19 protein-coding genes are annotated in these 17656 nt (G+C 34.1%); 10 read left to right on the top strand and 9 right to left on the bottom strand.

Features of this window, described 5'->3' with window-relative positions; translation table 11 throughout:
- Positions 1-25 precede the first annotated feature (25 nt).
- The 9 genes from A4F88_RS02875 to A4F88_RS02830 all read right to left on the bottom strand — a co-directional run bounded on the left by A4F88_RS02875 (position 26) and on the right by A4F88_RS02830 (position 7333).
- Positions 26-1231: a hypothetical protein gene (locus A4F88_RS02875; protein WP_068841447.1), complete on the bottom strand. Its 1206-nt coding sequence runs from the start codon at positions 1229-1231 to the stop codon at positions 26-28.
- Positions 1232-2092: 861 nt separating this feature from the next.
- A complete protein-coding gene (locus tag A4F88_RS02865) occupies positions 2093-3277 on the bottom strand; it encodes a DUF3570 domain-containing protein (RefSeq protein ID WP_068841013.1) in 1185 nt (394 codons plus the stop codon).
- Positions 3278-3295: 18 nt separating this feature from the next.
- Complete coding sequence (locus A4F88_RS02860; RefSeq protein WP_056191669.1) at positions 3296-3529, bottom strand: DUF4266 domain-containing protein; 234 nt, start codon at positions 3527-3529, stop codon at positions 3296-3298.
- Positions 3526-4419: an FAD:protein FMN transferase gene (locus A4F88_RS02855; protein WP_068841012.1), complete on the bottom strand. Its 894-nt coding sequence runs from the start codon at positions 4417-4419 to the stop codon at positions 3526-3528. The genes A4F88_RS02860 and A4F88_RS02855 overlap by 4 nt, the downstream gene beginning before the upstream one ends.
- 40 nt (positions 4420-4459) lie before the next feature.
- On the bottom strand, positions 4460-4894 hold the full coding sequence (locus A4F88_RS02850) for a thioredoxin family protein (protein ID WP_068841011.1): 435 nt from the start codon (positions 4892-4894) through the stop codon (positions 4460-4462).
- Positions 4895-5000: 106 nt separating this feature from the next.
- On the bottom strand, positions 5001-5690 hold the full coding sequence (locus tag A4F88_RS02845) for a VIT1/CCC1 transporter family protein (protein WP_068841010.1): 690 nt from the start codon (positions 5688-5690) through the stop codon (positions 5001-5003).
- 9 nt (positions 5691-5699) lie between these two features.
- Positions 5700-6098, bottom strand: a complete 399-nt coding sequence (locus tag A4F88_RS02840; RefSeq protein ID WP_068841009.1) for a hypothetical protein — start codon at positions 6096-6098, stop codon at positions 5700-5702.
- Between the two features lie 138 nt (positions 6099-6236).
- Complete coding sequence (locus A4F88_RS02835; protein ID WP_068841446.1) at positions 6237-6674, bottom strand: hypothetical protein; 438 nt, start codon at positions 6672-6674, stop codon at positions 6237-6239.
- 278 nt (positions 6675-6952) lie between these two features.
- Positions 6953-7333 carry a hypothetical protein gene (locus A4F88_RS02830; RefSeq protein WP_068841008.1) on the bottom strand — a complete coding sequence of 127 codons (381 nt, stop codon included), beginning with the start codon at positions 7331-7333 and terminating at the stop codon, positions 6953-6955.
- 361 nt (positions 7334-7694) lie between these two features.
- On the opposite strand from A4F88_RS02830, the gene A4F88_RS02825 reads away from it, so the two are divergent.
- The 10 genes from A4F88_RS02825 to A4F88_RS02780 all read left to right on the top strand — a co-directional run bounded on the left by A4F88_RS02825 (position 7695) and on the right by A4F88_RS02780 (position 17633).
- The gene (locus A4F88_RS02825) at positions 7695-8126 is read left to right on the top strand and encodes a hypothetical protein (RefSeq protein WP_068841007.1); all 432 of its coding nucleotides are present in this window, start codon (positions 7695-7697) and stop codon (positions 8124-8126) included.
- 1227 nt (positions 8127-9353) lie between these two features.
- Positions 9354-9779, top strand: coding sequence for a hypothetical protein (locus A4F88_RS02820; RefSeq protein WP_143154985.1), 426 nt, complete (start codon positions 9354-9356; stop codon positions 9777-9779).
- Between the two features lie 229 nt (positions 9780-10008).
- On the top strand, positions 10009-10434 hold the full coding sequence (locus A4F88_RS02815) for a hypothetical protein (protein ID WP_068841005.1): 426 nt from the start codon (positions 10009-10011) through the stop codon (positions 10432-10434).
- 80 nt (positions 10435-10514) lie between these two features.
- Complete coding sequence (locus A4F88_RS02810) at positions 10515-10730, top strand: SHOCT domain-containing protein (RefSeq protein ID WP_068841004.1); 216 nt, start codon at positions 10515-10517, stop codon at positions 10728-10730.
- A 78-nt stretch (positions 10731-10808) separates the two neighbouring features.
- Complete coding sequence (locus A4F88_RS02805) at positions 10809-11324, top strand: hypothetical protein (RefSeq protein WP_068841003.1); 516 nt, start codon at positions 10809-10811, stop codon at positions 11322-11324.
- A gap of 244 nt (positions 11325-11568) precedes the next feature.
- The gene (locus A4F88_RS02800) at positions 11569-12228 is read left to right on the top strand and encodes a BON domain-containing protein (RefSeq protein ID WP_068841445.1); all 660 of its coding nucleotides are present in this window, start codon (positions 11569-11571) and stop codon (positions 12226-12228) included.
- Between the two features lie 145 nt (positions 12229-12373).
- Positions 12374-12826 (top strand): response regulator, encoded by a 453-nt coding sequence (locus A4F88_RS02795; protein WP_068841002.1) that lies wholly within the window; start codon positions 12374-12376, stop codon positions 12824-12826.
- A gap of 75 nt (positions 12827-12901) precedes the next feature.
- The gene (locus tag A4F88_RS02790) at positions 12902-16273 is read left to right on the top strand and encodes a CheR family methyltransferase (protein ID WP_068841001.1); all 3372 of its coding nucleotides are present in this window, start codon (positions 12902-12904) and stop codon (positions 16271-16273) included.
- A gap of 53 nt (positions 16274-16326) precedes the next feature.
- Positions 16327-16815 carry a hypothetical protein gene (locus A4F88_RS02785; protein WP_068841000.1) on the top strand — a complete coding sequence of 163 codons (489 nt, stop codon included), beginning with the start codon at positions 16327-16329 and terminating at the stop codon, positions 16813-16815.
- Positions 16812-17633, top strand: a complete 822-nt coding sequence (locus A4F88_RS02780; protein ID WP_068840999.1) for a DUF6544 family protein — start codon at positions 16812-16814, stop codon at positions 17631-17633. The genes A4F88_RS02785 and A4F88_RS02780 overlap by 4 nt, the downstream gene beginning before the upstream one ends.
- The last annotated feature ends 23 nt before the right edge of the window (positions 17634-17656 follow it).

Here is a 17656-nt window from a genome sequence, read left to right as displayed (position 1 = left end):
GAGTAAAATGTTGAAAAAGTTTGAATTACCTGCTGCTATTTTTATAGCGTTTCATATTTACTGAATTAAAAGAATAAGATATCATTAGATAACTCCACAGCGCCAACTTATTTTCATCTTGTATCTTTGGAAGATATTTCATTGAGCCTGTTGATTTGTAAAATGAAAAGGCGTAATTTATTTCTAACTCTTTGACAGGTATATATTTTAGCGAAACATCATTTTCAAATCCAAGGAATTTTGATTTTTCATTACCTAAATTATTCAGCAAGGGGTATTGGGTATAAAAAAGATGAAAATCAGATCGCAGTGATAGTTTAGTATTTATTGGTATCGTAGTAAATAAATAAGGATTTATTAAACCTTTTCCGCCAACATCAGTAGGGAAACGTGTAAAAACATTCATGTTTCCATTAAACTTCCAGGTTACGCCGTATAAGACATCAAAATCACCCGACTCGTTTTTAGATAATGAAGAACTGCTTCCACTAATTATTTCAGCGCCCAATCGCCAGATTAATTTTCGAAGAGTTAATCGAATTTCGGGCTGAAGATAATAGGCTAGTACTTTTTGACCTTTAAGATTATTTCCAAATTGCAAATAAGAGTTAAGTGTGTAATACCAATTCTTTTTTCTAAATTCAATCCTTCCACCTGCAGTGACGCGTGTATACATTTCGTCTGAGGTTGTATTTTTTAAAAAATCAATAACATTAATTGAATTAAAAGAAAATTCTTTAAAAGAATTATAGCTAAAATTATTTGCTAACATGTATTTGTATTTATTTGATGCCACCGGAGAATAGGCAGGATCAAATTCATTAGCATACTTTCGGGTAAATAAAAAGAAGAAGTCATTAGAAAAATATTTTGATGATTTCATTATTCGAACCCCTTCGTGAGCCCTTCCCTGCTGTGCCCACGGAGCATCAGAAAACAATCTGCCATTATCTAATAAAATACTTTGTCTCCCTAAACGGACATTTATTGATTTAAATTTAGTTTCCAGAAAAAGTTGATAAAAGTTGATACTTCCCACTTTAGAAGCTTTATTGTTTTGATCCCAAAGATGAATTTCCTGCAAATCAGATTTAACAAGCCATTTTTCTCTTGCATATAGCATAGAAATTCTATTTCTCTGTGTAATGTAAAAATAAGGATCGATTGAATCGTTGGGCGGAAGAATATAATTAGAAGTGTATTCTGCTCTTGGCCTAATTTCTATATTCATTGAGAACTGCTGAGACAGACTATCTGTTTGTTGGGCATTTATTTTGATTATAAATACAAGCAAAAAAAAGAATAAGTGATTTTTTTTTACTACTGTTGTTATCATCATACTTCTTATATCCTATAGATTTAGTATGTAAAAGTAATGATAGTTAGGTGATTTGCAATAGTAAAGTTTAGTTTGTTAATATATACTTGGATCTATATTTGTTAAAAAAAAACTATTTTAAAGCTAGCTTATCAATCCATCAAAAAAATTTCATTATCTATTTTTAAAACAAGTAGGATAATATAAACTTAATTTCTGCTGTATTCTTGGTTCAAATCCTATTAAGTTATCGCACCTGTAAATTTTAAATTTGTTTTATTTTTTTATATAATTACGTATTCTCGTGCAGTTTGCTTCGTTATTTTATTTTGAACTGAAAAAAGAAAATAAAAGCAAACGAGTCAAACAAACTTATTTTATAGGATATAAAAAAAAGGCGCCAATTGTCTTCAATTGGCGCCTTTTGGCTGTAGTGATCTCTACGGGACAAATTTCAACAAAATTTATGGAAGATTTGAAGAGATTGGCTTACTACTGGTAGGGCATGACTTTGAGTGGCTTTATGAATTTGGTTTAGACGTCCTGTTGGGGATTGATGTAAATTTATTTCTAACTTTATTTTTTTTTATGAGAGTATCCCTTCCAATTTCCTAATAGATCAAAATTACCACAGTTCTTTTTGAAAGTTTGTTCAATTCCTGAATAAAATGATTTCTAAACAAAAAAGCACTGATTATCTAAAATTATAAACCACCATCGTCAAAACGACTTTGGTGGTTTTTTAATCAATGTAATTTTGAATTAAGTTTTTAACTATTTGTATTTAATGTTGATACTTATAATATCAGATGTCATATTAGTAGTCCTTGTATAATGTCCATAACGTATCTCTAAGGTATTCCAGTGTTTAAGACCAAAAATTCCATTAAGGGGAGTAAATTTCATTCCCATTCCAAAGAAACTGCTGTCGAACTTAGACAAATCATAGTTGCTGGTGTAGTATTCATCGGCTGCCGTATGTTCTCCATACGGTTTAAAATACTTCGTGCCAGTTTGTGTATAATACCTGTAAAACGGGCTCACTGAAAATGCCTGCGTTAATTTTACAGGAATTTCAAGATCAGCGGTATGTGCTTTTAAACTCCAATCATCAGTATAATATCGGTAATAGGCGCGAATAATTACATTATCTCCGAAAAAATAACTGGCTCTGATTCCCAGTGGAATTTTGAGTCTTGTATCGGGCATTTTTTCCTGATGCACTGATCCGTCTGCAAAATAAACCCTGTGAAACGGAAGGCTTAAATAACCGTTTTGACTGATAACATCACCTACAAGCATTACCTGAAGATTTTTGTTTACAACCTGAGAATAGCTTAAGGTTCCTGCAAAAGTATTTCGGTTCGCACTTCCGTAACCTTCCTGACCCGGAGGACGAAGTTCAACGGGTTCAATTAATTTCAATTGATCGAGAAAGGTTTGGAATTTGGCCGTAAATTCTCCATTTCTGTCTTTTGTTTTTTGTGAAAAACTAATGTTTCCTCCAAAAGACTGGTAATCAAATTCGGTAGATGACGAAACGCCAATTCCGAGTGTTCTTCCTTTCGCTTCATTTTCTCTCAGATACGTCAAAGAAGGGTAGAAGCGATTGTCTGAAGAAGATGCAGATGAATTGGCACTCAAATCAATCATATCTGATGAGGCAGAGGTATAGTGGTCAATACCGGCTTCAATATCAAAAGTATGTTTAATTCCGGTTTCGCCATATTTTACCAGTTTAACATCTATGGTATTGGCTATATCGGTAAGATGTTCAGAACCAATTCCTCCTGTAACAGCAGAATTGTTTCCGTCTTGTTTATAATAACTGGAAACCAGATTTACCTCTTCCAATTTTAATTTTCTGCTTTTGTAAGCTGTGGAATCGGTAGGAACATTTTGTGCTCTTACCTGAAATAATGCCAGTAAGGCAAATCCTGTTATGAATATTCTTTTCATTTTTTAATGGTATGAAAATTAGTTACAACCACAGCCGCCGCCGCTTTTTCCTGAATTTGCTCCGGAAGCTCCTTCACGGTAGGATTGAAAACTAAGTTCTGTTTTTTCTATTTTCCTATTAGAAAGTACCATTTCAGAATCGTTGATTTTTCCTTTCTGGTATTCTTTTACCGATGTGCAGGAGGTGAGTAGAATGCCCGTAAAAGCAATGCTGCATAACAGTACGAGCGCTTTTTGTTTTGGCTTTTTCATTTCAGGTTAATGTTTTTAGAAGTGTAAATTTTATTGCTGTCGTCGATGATAATACAATATAGATCTGCTATCTGATCTATTAAAAACAAGCCTGCTTTAATACCCATAACCGCTATTGGTGTTGCCATTGCATCTGCAAATTCTGCGTTTGAAGCGATAATGGTGACACTTTTAATTCCGGTTATCGGAAGTCCTGTTTTTGGGTCAATGGTATGCGAATATTTTTTGCCGTTAATAGTTACGAACTTTTCATAATTTCCAGATGTTGCCACTGCTTTATTGGAAATTTCCATATAAGAGAATGCTGCATTTGGCGAATTAGGATCGGCTACGCCAATTGTCCATTTTCTACCGTCTGGCTGTAATCCCCAGGCCGAAAGATCGCCGCTTGCATTAATAATGCCGCTCTGCACATTATGATTTAAAAGTATTTGTTTTGCCATTTCAGCGGCATATCCTTTTCCAATGCCGCCAAAACCAATCCTCATTCCTTTTTCTTTTAAAAATACGGTTGTATGTTCCGGGTCTAAAATGATATTTCTGTAATCAATAAGATGTACCATTTTGAGCGCCGTTTCAGCATCTGGTAATTGGGTCATTGCCTTATCAAAATTCCATAGACTTTTGTCGATACTTCCATAAGAAATATCAAAAGCCCCTTGTGTAATTCTTGAAATCCCGATACATCTTTCGATAAGATTAAAAACTTCCAGATCTACTTTTACAGGTTTAATTCCTGCATTTTCATTAATCAGATTGGTTTGACTGTCGTCTTTATACGTAGTCAAAAGTCTTTCGATGCGTCTGATTTCTTCAATAGCAAGATTAATATTCTCCTTTCCTGTTTTCTCATTTTCGGCCACAACAGTTATAGTAAAGTTGTTTCCCATGAGTTTTAGGGACTCGGAATACTTCTGTTTTTTCAGTATGTTACTTTTTGCTATCACAGATTGCTTTTATTTCGGCAGTCCACTGCTCAGGAGTAGTTTCTGGTTTTCCGTGCCAGGCTTTAAGTACTTTACCATCAGCATCAAGAAGCAGGGTTAGGGGGAAACTTCCTTCTTTATTGTAAATTTCGGCTAAATCCTCGTTTCGCTTTACTTGCTGGGGAGTTCCAATGTTTTTCTTCTTTCGTGGAAAATCAGCATTAACGAGTACCAGATTTGCATTTGCCATATCTGTGAAAGCCTGATTTTCCAGATAGTCTCTGCGCGTCACGATACAAGGCCCGCACCAGTCTGAACCGGAGAAGTTGAGTAGAATTAATTCGTGCTTTTCCTTTGCCACTTTTTTGGCATTAGTAAAGTCAGGTTCCCAGTTGATGGGAAGCACTGTCATTAAAAGGAATAATGTAATTAGTTTCATTTTACGGATTTGTTTTTAGGTATATACGAAATAACGAATTGTTGGGTATCTTATTTTTTTTGCTTGCTTAAGATTCGATTAAATTTTAAATCAAAAAAACTATTTTCTAAGCAGTCTGGACACCAAAAATATAGCCCACCAATGCCGAGGCTGCCATGGCAAACGTGCCCCAGATACAGATACGCAATACTGCTTTAAAAGTATGTGAACCTCCTGCTTTAGCGGCAAGTATTCCCGATAATGCCAAAAAGAGTATGGAGAAGCCATATTGATAAAAAACCATTTCTTTGATAGGAGCAAAAATAGCCACCAAAAGCGGCAATAAACCTCCAATGATAAAGGATATGGCCGATGCAAAAGCTGCAGTTAAAGGATTGGCCTGTGTGATTTCATTAATTCCGAGTTCATCCCGCGCATGGGCTTCAAGGGCATCATGAGCCGTTAATTCGACAGCAACCTGCCTGGCCAGTTCTTTATTTAAACCTCTTTGAATGTAAATATCGGTGAGTTCTTCCAGTTCTTCTTCGGGCAAGGTATCGAGTGCATTTTTTTCTCTTTTTAAATCAGCTGTTTCTATGTCAGATTGAGAACTTACCGATACATATTCGCCTGCCGCCATGGAAAGAGCACCGGCCACTAAACCGGCTACTGCCGCAAGCAAAATAGGTTCTCTGGTTACACTCGCCGCCGCAACACCAATCGCTAAACTGGTGGTCGATAAAATTCCGTCGTTTGCACCCAGGACAGCTGCCCTGAGCCATCCGCTTCTGTTAATATAATGAACTTCAGTCTCCATAATTCTAATTTATTTTAGTTTAACCCAGTCCGGACTTTTAGAGATTTTTTCAGCACCTCCAAAATTAGTTTTTAGAAACTGTCTTATTTGTAATGCTGTTTTGTTTTGTGTAGCGCTTTTCCACTCATTGATATCATAAATATGAATTTGTTCTGCATTGGTATTTGTAAGGAATGTTATTCTGGATATTAAAGTTTTATAGGCTCTGATTTCCTGTAAAGTATTACGATCAGGCAATACAACAAGTATTGTTTGCCAATCAAGAAAATTCTTAGGGATATCCTCACGGTCTTTTAATCCTAAAAAATTGAAAAAGGCTATTATTTTTTGGTCGTTAAGTTTGTTAATACCTAAATCTATTTCTTCCAGTATAGTATGAAGTTTTGCCTCATTGAGAATTACACCCATATTAAAAATATTTGTTTTTTTATTATAAAATCAAATCAACCTTACTGTAAAACAATGGGTTAAAACCCGTAGAGTGATTCGGAATTTTATAATACTATTTTAGATTCGTAAATATTTTATGAAATAATCAGTTAGAAATTATCTAATTTCAGAATGTCTGATTTCCCCGCCTGTAGTGCCCGTTTGCTGACCAAAGTATAAAACTGTCAGGCAGTACACCAGTATAGCCAATGCAATATAATTAGCATACAATTTCTTTTTCCAATTGCTCCATAAAGCGGCTATAGAACCTATGCCCAATGCATAGGATAATAAAGCAAACACCTCTGCTTTTTCTTCATGTTCATGGATTAAACTTTTAGAGGTTCCCTCAATTTGTTTTACCACATGTTCGGCGCCTTCGCCTGTTGCTATTGCTGCAAATGCCGTAATTGCTCCCAGTATAAAAATACAGTAAGCTGTTCTTTTTACAATTTCAGATTTCACTATAAATCCGCCTATGAGTACCAATAAACCTACAATGGGTATAATAATAGGCAAGTGGTTTAATACTAAATGATAATGTGCTCCGTTCATAATTTTTTGTTTTAAAGTATTAATTTTCGATTCTTCTTTGTTCTCCATTTTCATCAAGAAAACGCATTAGCTAAGCCCGATTTTGTTCCTGTTGGCATTGCTGTTCATAGACCAATCGGGGGCAATTATAAAAAGCCCTGCGATGAGTTTATTGCTTAGACAAAACTCAATTATTTTAGTAAGCATAAGTTTGTTTTGTTAATCGTCGTTATAAAAAAATAAGGAATAGCAAAAACACGCCCCATTCGACGTGAAAGTTTTAAGCCGATAAAAAACGATTAACAGTCTCTGGGTGGCTGCCAGATAGAGGAAAGGGAAATAGATGAATAGGCAAAAGAATACGTATATAAATTTTGTTTTTTATACGTAAAATTCACTTTTTGTATTGTTTTGTATTCTTGTATCAACGGATAAAATACAACAGCACTGATATTGGTGTGCGATTTAAAAGGCAGTTTCATATCCTTAGCATAATCGGCATCAAATACATCTGGTCCCTGATAATGAATGCATAAAAACTCAAGAATTGTTAAGGCAGGATTTTGTTCTTTATGTTCCACATAATGTTCTACCATTACAGGCAGCTTTATAAGTTCTACCAACTGCGTTATAGAAAGCAGGTAGACCGATAAAAATAATATGGAAAGGTATTTTTTCACAATTCAAATATAGCTAATAATCTTGTAATATTTGAGGTAACTAGTTGTTTAGAAATGTTGTAAATAGTTAAGTCTTGCCAAAATACTTTTAAGTTTTACCTGCACAAAGATAAAAGGCTGTTTAAAAACAAAGAGCGATGAAGCTATTACTGGAAGTTTATTGCTACTCACTAGAATGGTTCTAAATGTTAAATTTGATTGTTTTTTTACTTCAATTCACACTAAATTAGCCATTGCATAAAAACAACTGTTAAAAAAACGCCTTATTTTTTATTTATCAGCTGTTAATAGGACTACATGTCCAATTGTATAGCATTACCAATAAACTTATCCTGTAGTAATTTAATTAGAAATATTATCCATGTATACTATAAATACGCAGCTGGCCTATTTTAAATACAACTTAGATTCTAAAAAGCTAATTGTAAATATTAAATGGTTTAAACTTGATAAGTTTAGCAATTTAAATTTACAAGCGCTTTCTTTTAACAAATCAGACCTTGAACTTTTTAAGCGTTTTATAGCTAAGAATCAACCTAACTTTCCTGGTTCTTATTTTGTTGAGCAAACCACAAAAGAAGGTTTTGCTATGCTGATCAATAATGAATTATCTCAAAGTGCATTGCCCTATTATCTTATTTTATCCAAAAATCCAAAGTTGAATTTGGGTAATTCGATTTATCAGGCTGAAATGATAATCTTGATTGATGAAAATTATGAATTCCCTATTAATTATACTTTGGATTTTGACGTAATAGGAAAAATTGAAGTTTATAAACAGGTGAAAGAATAGAAAATATATTAAATCAAAAAAAAAAAACAATTTACGGTTTAAATTATAGAATATTTTTTAAAGCATCAGCTTACTTAGAGCACATAAGATCCTACAGGGATTAAAAAGATGGAAATCAGAACGAATCGATAATTTTGTAAATAGACAATATTATATTAATTGTTTTTTTTAGGAGCTTTTCCCGCTATACGCTTGAATCTTTGCGGCGAACCCCGCCACAAAGGATTTCCGCTTCACCCGAGCGAAGCGAACTGGCGAAGCAATCTTTTGTGCCCAGCCTCGGGTCAATTGTATATAGTATTATTTTTTAGGAGCTTTTTCCCGCTATCCGTTCGAATCTTTTATGCCGAACCCCGGCATAAAAGGATTTCACTGCTATCGGGGCTAAGGGCTGCCAAAGAGCCCTGTTTTTTGTGTTGGAGAGATGTACGTTCAAACCCAATTGATGTCTTTCTATTCAACACAGGGACTTGTCTTTCAGCTTTGCTGTACACTGAGCTTTTATACTGATATAATAAAACAAAGTATATTTCAGCTCTTTAAACTAATAAAAATTAGAAAGGTTGTATAAAAAAGGCACCAATTGTCTTCAATTGGCGCCTTTTGGCTTGTTTGTGGCAGGAACAGGACAAATTTCTATAAAATTTATGGAAGATTTGAAGAGATTGTATTACTACTACAAGTAGGTGCTGTCTTTTATTGGCTTTATGAATTTGGTTTGGATGTCCTGTTGGGGATTGAAGCAAAAATGTATTTAGTTTTATATATGATTTTGTCATAAAATGTAATCTTATAGTTTTACTTTATTTACTTAAAGTAAAAAGATACAGCCTTAACTTTTGTGCCAAAAATAGTATCAACTGCAGGTTTTATTTTACTTGTATAATTGAATTAATGAAATACAATATTTAAAAATTTACTTTTCATTTTAAATCAATTTAGGTGGTCAGAATATTTTAATGCAGACGATCTGTATGTATTATTCGACACGTCAGAGCTAGATAAATTATATGTTATGTATCACATATTAAATGGATAAATATCATTTTCCTGAACTTCCTTTTATTCTACTTTTATTCCTGTAGTAATTTCTTGTACATCAATTGCAAATGCCTTTTTTGCGATTTATAATTCCAGCGTTCTAGTTAATTTTTGGAGGGAACTGAAATTCTTCAGAGAGAGCACTTCTAAATATTTAATAAAAGGAAAAATTTAATGAATAAACAGATGAAAACAAAGTTAAGTTTGCTGATTGTCATGCTCACACTGTTATATTGCTGCCAACAAAAGGATTGGACAGGTTCTAATGAGAGTGGTGTATCTGAAACTTCAGAAATCAGTAATAGGATGGTTAGAAAGTGGTTCTTATTGAATAGGGAATCAGATAGTATAATGGCTTCGGCAAAGCTCACTATAGAGCAGCAGCGAAAGGAAGTGGAATCTCATCCGCCAGATGAGCGCGAGTACATTAATTCATGTATTGGGGAAGCTCAACAGCATCTTGATCAATTGAAAAAAAAAGTAAAATATATTAGAGGGTTTGCAATTCATATTGAAAAATATGATCCAGCTCTACAGCATACAATTGACTCATTAAAAGAAGACTATCTTCAGGAGAAAAATAAGTTAGAAGATGCATTAAAAGATTTCTGATAATATATAAATAATCATGTAATGAAGTTACAAGCAACAGTTGATGATTACTGTTACAATATGCTGTATTTATTTAATAATAAAAGCCACAACTTTAAAGGATAATATTTTGCATTCTCCTAAATCACATGGATGGATAGTGATAAGGATCATTTTAAGCAGTGACAGCAGTCATTTCTAAATGAATATTTATCCCCGAGATTTGTATGATAATTTAAAACAATTACATATGAAAAAGATAGCTATGGCCATGTTACTGATAATTACAGTGGCAAGCAACACGCTGCAGGCACAAAAAGTTGAAGTGATGACAAGTACTAAAGAAGGCTGGCACAAGATTGGGGAGACTACAGTTAATTTCAAAAAGGACACTGATGAAATTTTAGTAATAGGGGAGAACAAATTTACAGAACTTAAATTCGTGGTAAAGGAAACGCCTATTGATATCATAAGCCTGAAACTACATTTTAGTGAGGGAAATGACCAAACTGTAAATGTGAACAGCCCAATTAAAGCCAATGGTGAAAGCCACAAGATCTCTTTAACAGGAGGTGAACGCAAACTTCAAAAAATTATTTTTGTTTATAAAACGCTGCCTAATCGCCAGGATGACAAAGCCCATGTTGAAATTTGGGGATATAAAATTAAAAAATAGAACAGTTTGAGTTGTCCTGACAAAAGAGATTTCTATACGGAGGCTTTTGTATCTAATCTATTATTTGTAAAATAAACACTATGATACACTACGAAAACTATTATTGGGGAATGAATTTTATATGGTGGATTATCTGGCTACTGCTTCTGTTTTGGATATTTGCTGTTCCTTATAACATACCGGGACAAAGAAACTTAAAAGAGACGCCACTTGATATTTTGAAAAAACGTTATGCCAGCGGAAAGATCGATATAAAAGAATTTAACGAAAAGAAACAGATACTGGATCAATCTTAAAGCAATACATTAAATCCTGTTGGAAAGTTATTTTCAACAGGATTTTTTACAGCCTTTAATACCTTAAGATTATTTTACATGGAAAAAAACCTTCAATATTTAGAATTTCTAGCCCTGAATTCTAAAGAAGTTATAGAAAAACAAGTAGACTCCTATCGCCAGCAACATTCTTATGCAGGTACCATTATTGGTTTTACTGTACTGTTTATACCTTTTTTCTTAAATAGTTTAGAGGGGGCTAATCAAAGTATCCAATTAATTACGATCATACCTATCGCATGTTTTATCAGTTCTATTCTTTTAATGCTTAGTATTTTTAGAAGTAAACCATTAGATCAGGCTTTATCTGTTACAAAGTATGAAGCCTTACTAAAGAAATCATATGAAGATATATTGCTTTATGAAATCGAAGCAAACAAGGTTTCTTACAATAAAAATAATAGAGCAACATTAAAAGCAAGCAAAAGGTACATGCAAGGCGTGGGGTTGACCACTTTTGCCATTCTTGTAGCTATAGTTCTTCTTTTATTAAATTCTTTTCTCTCAATAGAAAAAGTACCCACAAAAGTTCAGGTTGTAAATACAACCCAATAAGGGTATTTCTCTTGAATTTTCCTGGGGCTTAGATTATATTTTCTAATTTAAATTGAATGATTACAATACGCTAATCTGGCTGTCGCTTTACTATATTAAATGTTTCTTATCACTTTTTTGATTGATAGAAATCATTTTTTTTAGGATCAATATGTGTCAATTTTGCTTATCGATATAGGGATTATTATACTTATAAAAATAAGTATATCAATGCTTACTGTTGAAAATAATAATGAAAAATCTAATGAAAAAAAGTAACGATGTTTTACGTAAAGAAGTTATGGAAGCTATAAAATGGGAACCTGTTTTAGAATCTAATAAAATAGAGGTTAGTGTTCAGCAAGGGATTGTTACTCTGGCAGGAACTGTCGATAATTATAATCAAAAAAAGGAAGCCGAACACATTACTAAGGATCTCTCAGGGGTCAAGGCGATTATAGACGATATAAAAGTAGACCTTTCTTTCTCAGCTATAAGAAATGATAAAGATATTGCCAGTTCAGTTATTAAAGCACTGGAAGAAAAATGGGTTATACCTAATCACAAATTAAAAGTTACAGTCCAAGACGGATGGGTAACCCTTGAGGGAATTTTACATTGGAATTTCCAAAGGAAGACTGCAGATAATGCTATTCGTTACATGAAAGGTGTAAAAGGTGTTATTGATAAAATAGTGATTGAAGCTGAAATAAAAAATCAGATGGAGAAGGAGATTGTGGAGAAAGCGCTAAAACGCAGCTGGATTATGGATATTGATAATATTAAAGTTAGAGTTGACGGCAAAACGATATTCCTTAGTGGTATTGTAAGTTCTTTGTTTCATAAGGAAGAAGCTGAAAGGATAGCCTGGAATACAGCTGGAGTTTGGCAAGTCGAGAATGAAATTTTTGTAGAGTTTGATTAATAATATTTACGATAAGAGAGGGATAAGGCAAAATAATATTTGGCTCTTGCTTCTTATTGTGGCTTCGTTTTAATTTATTGTTTAACAGTAATAAAATAATTAACGTTTATTAAAGCGTACATTTGAAGTAAATGAGAGATAACTAATGAATAATAAGGAGAATATACGTATTTTGCTCACTGATGATGATCAGGATGACAGGGATTTTTTTGCTGACGCAGTTCAGGATATTCACCTTAATTTTCCTGTTGAATTTTGTCAAAATGGATTAGAACTTTTAAAACGTCTTTATGACAGCAGTCTTTTTATTCCTGATATCATTTTTTTAGATCTTAATATGCCGGTAATGTCAGGTTTTGAAACATTGAAGCAAATTAGGGAAGATATTTTATTTAAGCATATTCCGGTAATAGCCATTTATTCTACTTCGGCATCCGAAGAGGGGGTAAAAAACACTTTTAGATTGGGTGCCAATGCCTACGTAGTCAAGCCTACTGATTTTAATGATTTGAAGAAATTGGTAAAAAAGGTCATCCAAATGGATTGGAAAGAAAGGTTGAAACATTCGAAATTCGAATCCTTTATCATTGCGCTTTAGGTTTGAAAAGAATTTTTTACTCAGATTCCTATTCCTTGATGGCAAACTCTTTACAACACAATTAAATTACAAGTCATGTATCATAAAAAAAACATTCTGCCTAAGGCTACACGCCAGGATTTTCCTATTGTCGGTATTGGAGCTTCGGCAGGAGGGCTTGAAGCTTTTACACAGTTTATTGAAGCTATTCCTGATGACTCTCAGATGGCTTATGTAATTGTACAGCATTTACATCCTCTGCATGACAGTATACTTACAGAACTGCTTTCCCGTGTGTCCAGAATACCTATTATAGAAATTACTGATGATGTTCATTTGGCGCCTAATATCATTTATGTTATTCCGGAAAACAAAATACTGACTTCTTTTGATGGAGTACTCAAACTGAGTCCACGCATTAAGGACACTAAAAATCAGGCGATCGATATATTTTTTAATTCATTGGCCGAGGTCCACCTGAATCTGGCCTGCGGTGTATTGCTCTCGGGAAACGGATCTGACGGGACAATTGGCCTGGGATCGATCAAAGCACACGGAGGCATAACTTTTGCCCAGGATATGGATGCTTCTTATAATGAAATGCCGCAGAATGCGATTAATGCCGGAGTGGTCGATTACGTATTATCACCAGTAAAGATAGTAGCCAAATTAATTGAGATTTGTAAAGCAAAAGCGATTAGTGGGGAAGATTATGAACTTAACGATGAGGCCGCATTTCATGAAATTATTAAAATTCTGCACCATCACAGCGGGGTTGATTTTGCCTATTATAAACAAACTACCATACGCCGGCGTATTGCCAGAAGAATGGCATTAAATAAAATCATCAATCTTCGGGACTACCTTAAAGTTTTGAGAGGTGATAAAGTGGCTTCTGAAGATTTATTTAACGATCTGCTGATATCAGTAACGGAGTTTTTCAGGGATGTTAAAATTTTTCAGGTTATAAAAGAAAAAGTTTTCCCTTTATTAGTAGGCAGGGTGCCGGAAGGCAATGCAATACGGATCTGGATTGCAGGATGCTCTACAGGTGAAGAAGCTTACACTCTGGCTATTGCCCTTCATGAATTTTTGGGAGAAAATCTTCAGGGAAAAGAAATCCAGATTTTTGCATCGGATATTTCAGAAGTGGCTATTGCAAAGGCAAGGGCGGGATTTTACAGAAAATCTCAGATGCATAATGTTTCTGGGGCTACGATTTCCAAATATTTTACATCCAATACCAATGGTTATACTATTAAACGGCAAATTAGGGATTTATGCGTTTTTGCCGTTCATAATTTCCTGACAGATCCTCCATTTGCCAGAATGGATTTGATTACGTGCCGCAATGTTTTCATTTATATGGATGCATTTTTACAGAAAAAATCTCTGAGTACTTTTCATTATGCCTTAAAAGAAAACGGTTTTTTGCTTTTGGGAAAATCAGAAACTGCCATTCCCGCCGGTGAACTTTTTCAGCCTTTTGATAAAGCCGGAAAAATATATACCAGAAAAGAGGTTTCAGGAAGATCAGCACATTCTCGCTGGGGAGCAGGAACCACTGATAAACTTAAAAGTTTTAAATCAGAACTTCCCAAAAAAGAAATTATCAAAGAGGATTTTATAAAAAGTGCGGAATCAATTTTGCTTTCGAATTACAGACCGGCGAGTATCATAGTAAATGAACAGGTGGATATTTTACATATCATGGGAGATATTACTGATTTTATCAAATTTTCACAGGGCAAGCCCACTTTTAGTTTGCTTAAAATGGTTCGCGAAGGATTGGCTTTTGAACTTCGTAATGCCTTGCATAAATCTAAAGAAACGGGATCCCTTGTGATAAAAGAAGGAATACAGGTTAAAAAAAAAGAAGTTATAAGTGAAGTTACCATTGAAGTACAGCCACTGCCTGATACTTCGGAGCCCTACTTTTTAATCTTGTTTTATAAAACCAACACTATCCAGCCAGAAGTATCCTCAAACAATATGACGGCGGAAGAAATCCGCAATGATGCGAATTTAAAAAGGATTGCACAACTTGAAAAAGAGTTGGAAAAGATACACAATGACGTAAATGCTATTAGTGAAGAACAGGAAGCTTCTAACGAAGAGCTGCAGAGTGCCAATGAGGAATTATTAAGCGGAAGCGAGGAATTGCAAAGCCTGAATGAAGAATTGGAAACATCTAAGGAAGAATTACAATCCAGCAATGAAGAACTATCGCAGATTAATCAGGAACTTTTAAACAAACAGCTGGAAATTAATATTGCAAAAAACTATACAGATGCAATAGTAGCCACGCTTCGTGAACCGATAGTAGTTTTGGATAACAAGCTTAGAATAAAAAACATTAACAGGGCATTTTCTAAAAAATATAATATTACCAAAGAAGAAGCGGCAGATAAGCTCATATATGAAATCCAAAATTGTCTTTTTGGTGATATTCAAATGCGCGCAATGCTTGAAAAAATACTTCAGCAAAAAACGCAGCTTGACGATTATGAAATAATAGTAAAACTTTTGCCTTATGGCGAAAGTATCCTGCTTTTAAATGCCAGACAAGTTACTTACGAGAGCAGTAAAAAACAATTAATTTTACTGGCTATTGAAGATATTACCGAGCGCAGGAATATTGAAAAGAAATTACAGGCAATGTCTGATGGTTTAGAACTTGAAGTTCAACAGCGTACAATAGATTTGCTCACTTCCAACAAAGAATTAGAAAACTCTGTCAAAAATCTGCACACTGCCAATGATCAATTACAGGAATACGCTTATGTGGCCAGCCATGACTTGCAGGAACCACTGCGTAAAATCCTGATGTTTATCAGCAGGCTTTTGCAAATGGAGGAAAAAATTTCCGATCCGGCTCTTTTACTGCTTGAAAAAATCAGCCAATCGTCTATAAGAATGAATACGCTTATTCAAGATTTACTGGCCTATTCCTACCTTGATAATCCTGACAGGCAGTTTATAGCCACCGATTTGAATACCGTTATCGACAATATTTTAATTGATTTTGAGCTGCTGATTCAGGAACGCAATTTTAAAATAAAAGTGGGGCATTTACCCGTTATCAATGCAATTCCGCTGCAAATGAATCAGCTTTTTTATAACTTAATCAGTAACGCCATTAAATTTTATAAAAAAGACAATTCAATTTCTAAAATAGACATAAGGTACAAAAAACTGACTTTAAAACAAGTTAAAACACATCCGGATCTGGATGCGGGTTTAGCTTATTGTGAGATCATAGTTAAAGACAATGGAATAGGTTTTAACCAGGAATATGAAAATAAAATTTTCACTATTTTTCAAAGGCTTCATAACAATGAAATATACATAGGCACAGGTATTGGACTATCGATTGGAAAAAAAATTGTAGAGAACCACAGGGGGATTATTTTCTCTAAAGCCGAAGAAAATATTGGTGCGGAATTTCATATCATATTGCCAATGTAGAGATTGTGGCTGATAAGAGGAAGTAAGTATAATAGACCGTTGAACCAAATAGGATGATGAAAAAAGCAGCTCAAAAAACACATCGTGGACTTCTCTTATTTTTGGGACTTACCGCTATGATTGGTGGTGGCGCATTAATTATTTCGCCATCAGGTAAACTTCTTGGAGGATTGCCGTTATCTATTTTAGAAAATTCACCATTTCCTGATTTTCTGATTCCCGGCATTATTCTATTTTTCGTTTTGGGCTTTTTACCACTTCTGATTGTAGTGGCTTTAGTGAAGAGACCTCTTGTCCCGTTTGCAGAATATTTCAACCTTTTTAAAGACATGTATTGGGCTTGGACTTATAGTATTTATTTAGCATTAGCTCTCATTATTTGGATACAGGCAGAAACCTTTTTCATACAGCGTGTTGGTTGGTTGCAAATGTTTTATATGCTGTATGCCATTCCTATGATTATTGTTGCACTATTGCCAGAAATAAGAAATAGCTATGCAAAAAACTTGTCCTTGCAACTTAACAAAAACAGCAAAAAATGATACTCTTATTAATTATTATTGGAGTATCACTACTACTTGGGATACTTCTGGGAAAAATAACGATGTCTTTAAAATTCAAAAAACAGGTTAGCCTATTATATGCAAATACATTGAATGTATCTAATAACACCTACAGCATTAGCCAATTAAATGGATTGCCCAAACCGGTACAGCGCTATTTTAAATATGTCTTGAAAGACGGGATGCCGTATATAAGTTCAGTTAGATTAAAACATAAGGGTCTATTCAAAACCAATTTAAAAAGTGGATTTATCAATATTAAAGGTGAGCAATACTTTTCTGTCCAAAAACCACAATTTACATGGAAAGGCACAACGCTGTTCTTTACAGCAAGAGACAGCTTCATTGCCGACAAGGGAAATTTAAAAGTTTCATTATTCAATATTTTTACAGTTGTTGACGCCAAAGGCAGAGAAATTAACGAAGGCGAAATGCAGCGTTGGTTGGCCGAAAGCGTTTGGTTTCCAACAAATTTGCTGCCTTCAGAGAATATAACATGGATCGCTATGGATGAAAATTCGGCAAAATTATCATTTCTATACAAAGAAATCTCATTTGATTTTATCGTTACATTTAATACTGTGGGTGAAATTGTTACCCTGGAAACCCAACGCTTCATGACCAATAAAAGGGAACCATGGCTTTGCAAAATGGAAAATTATAAAGAAATTAATGGAGTGAAAATTCCTGTTTCAGCTGAAGTAATTTGGAAATTAAAAACGGGAGATTTCAGTTATGCAAAGTTTAAAGTCATAGCAATTAAATACAATCAAAATATTTCTAAAAGGATATTATAATTCAAGAATTATAAAATACCACA

The sequence above is a fragment of the Flavobacterium chilense genome (genome assembly GCF_001602525.1).
Taxonomy (GTDB): Bacteria; Bacteroidota; Bacteroidia; order Flavobacteriales; family Flavobacteriaceae; genus Flavobacterium; species Flavobacterium chilense.
Note: the sequence above shows the minus strand (reverse complement) of the source record. Positions and strands in the feature narration are given on the sequence as shown.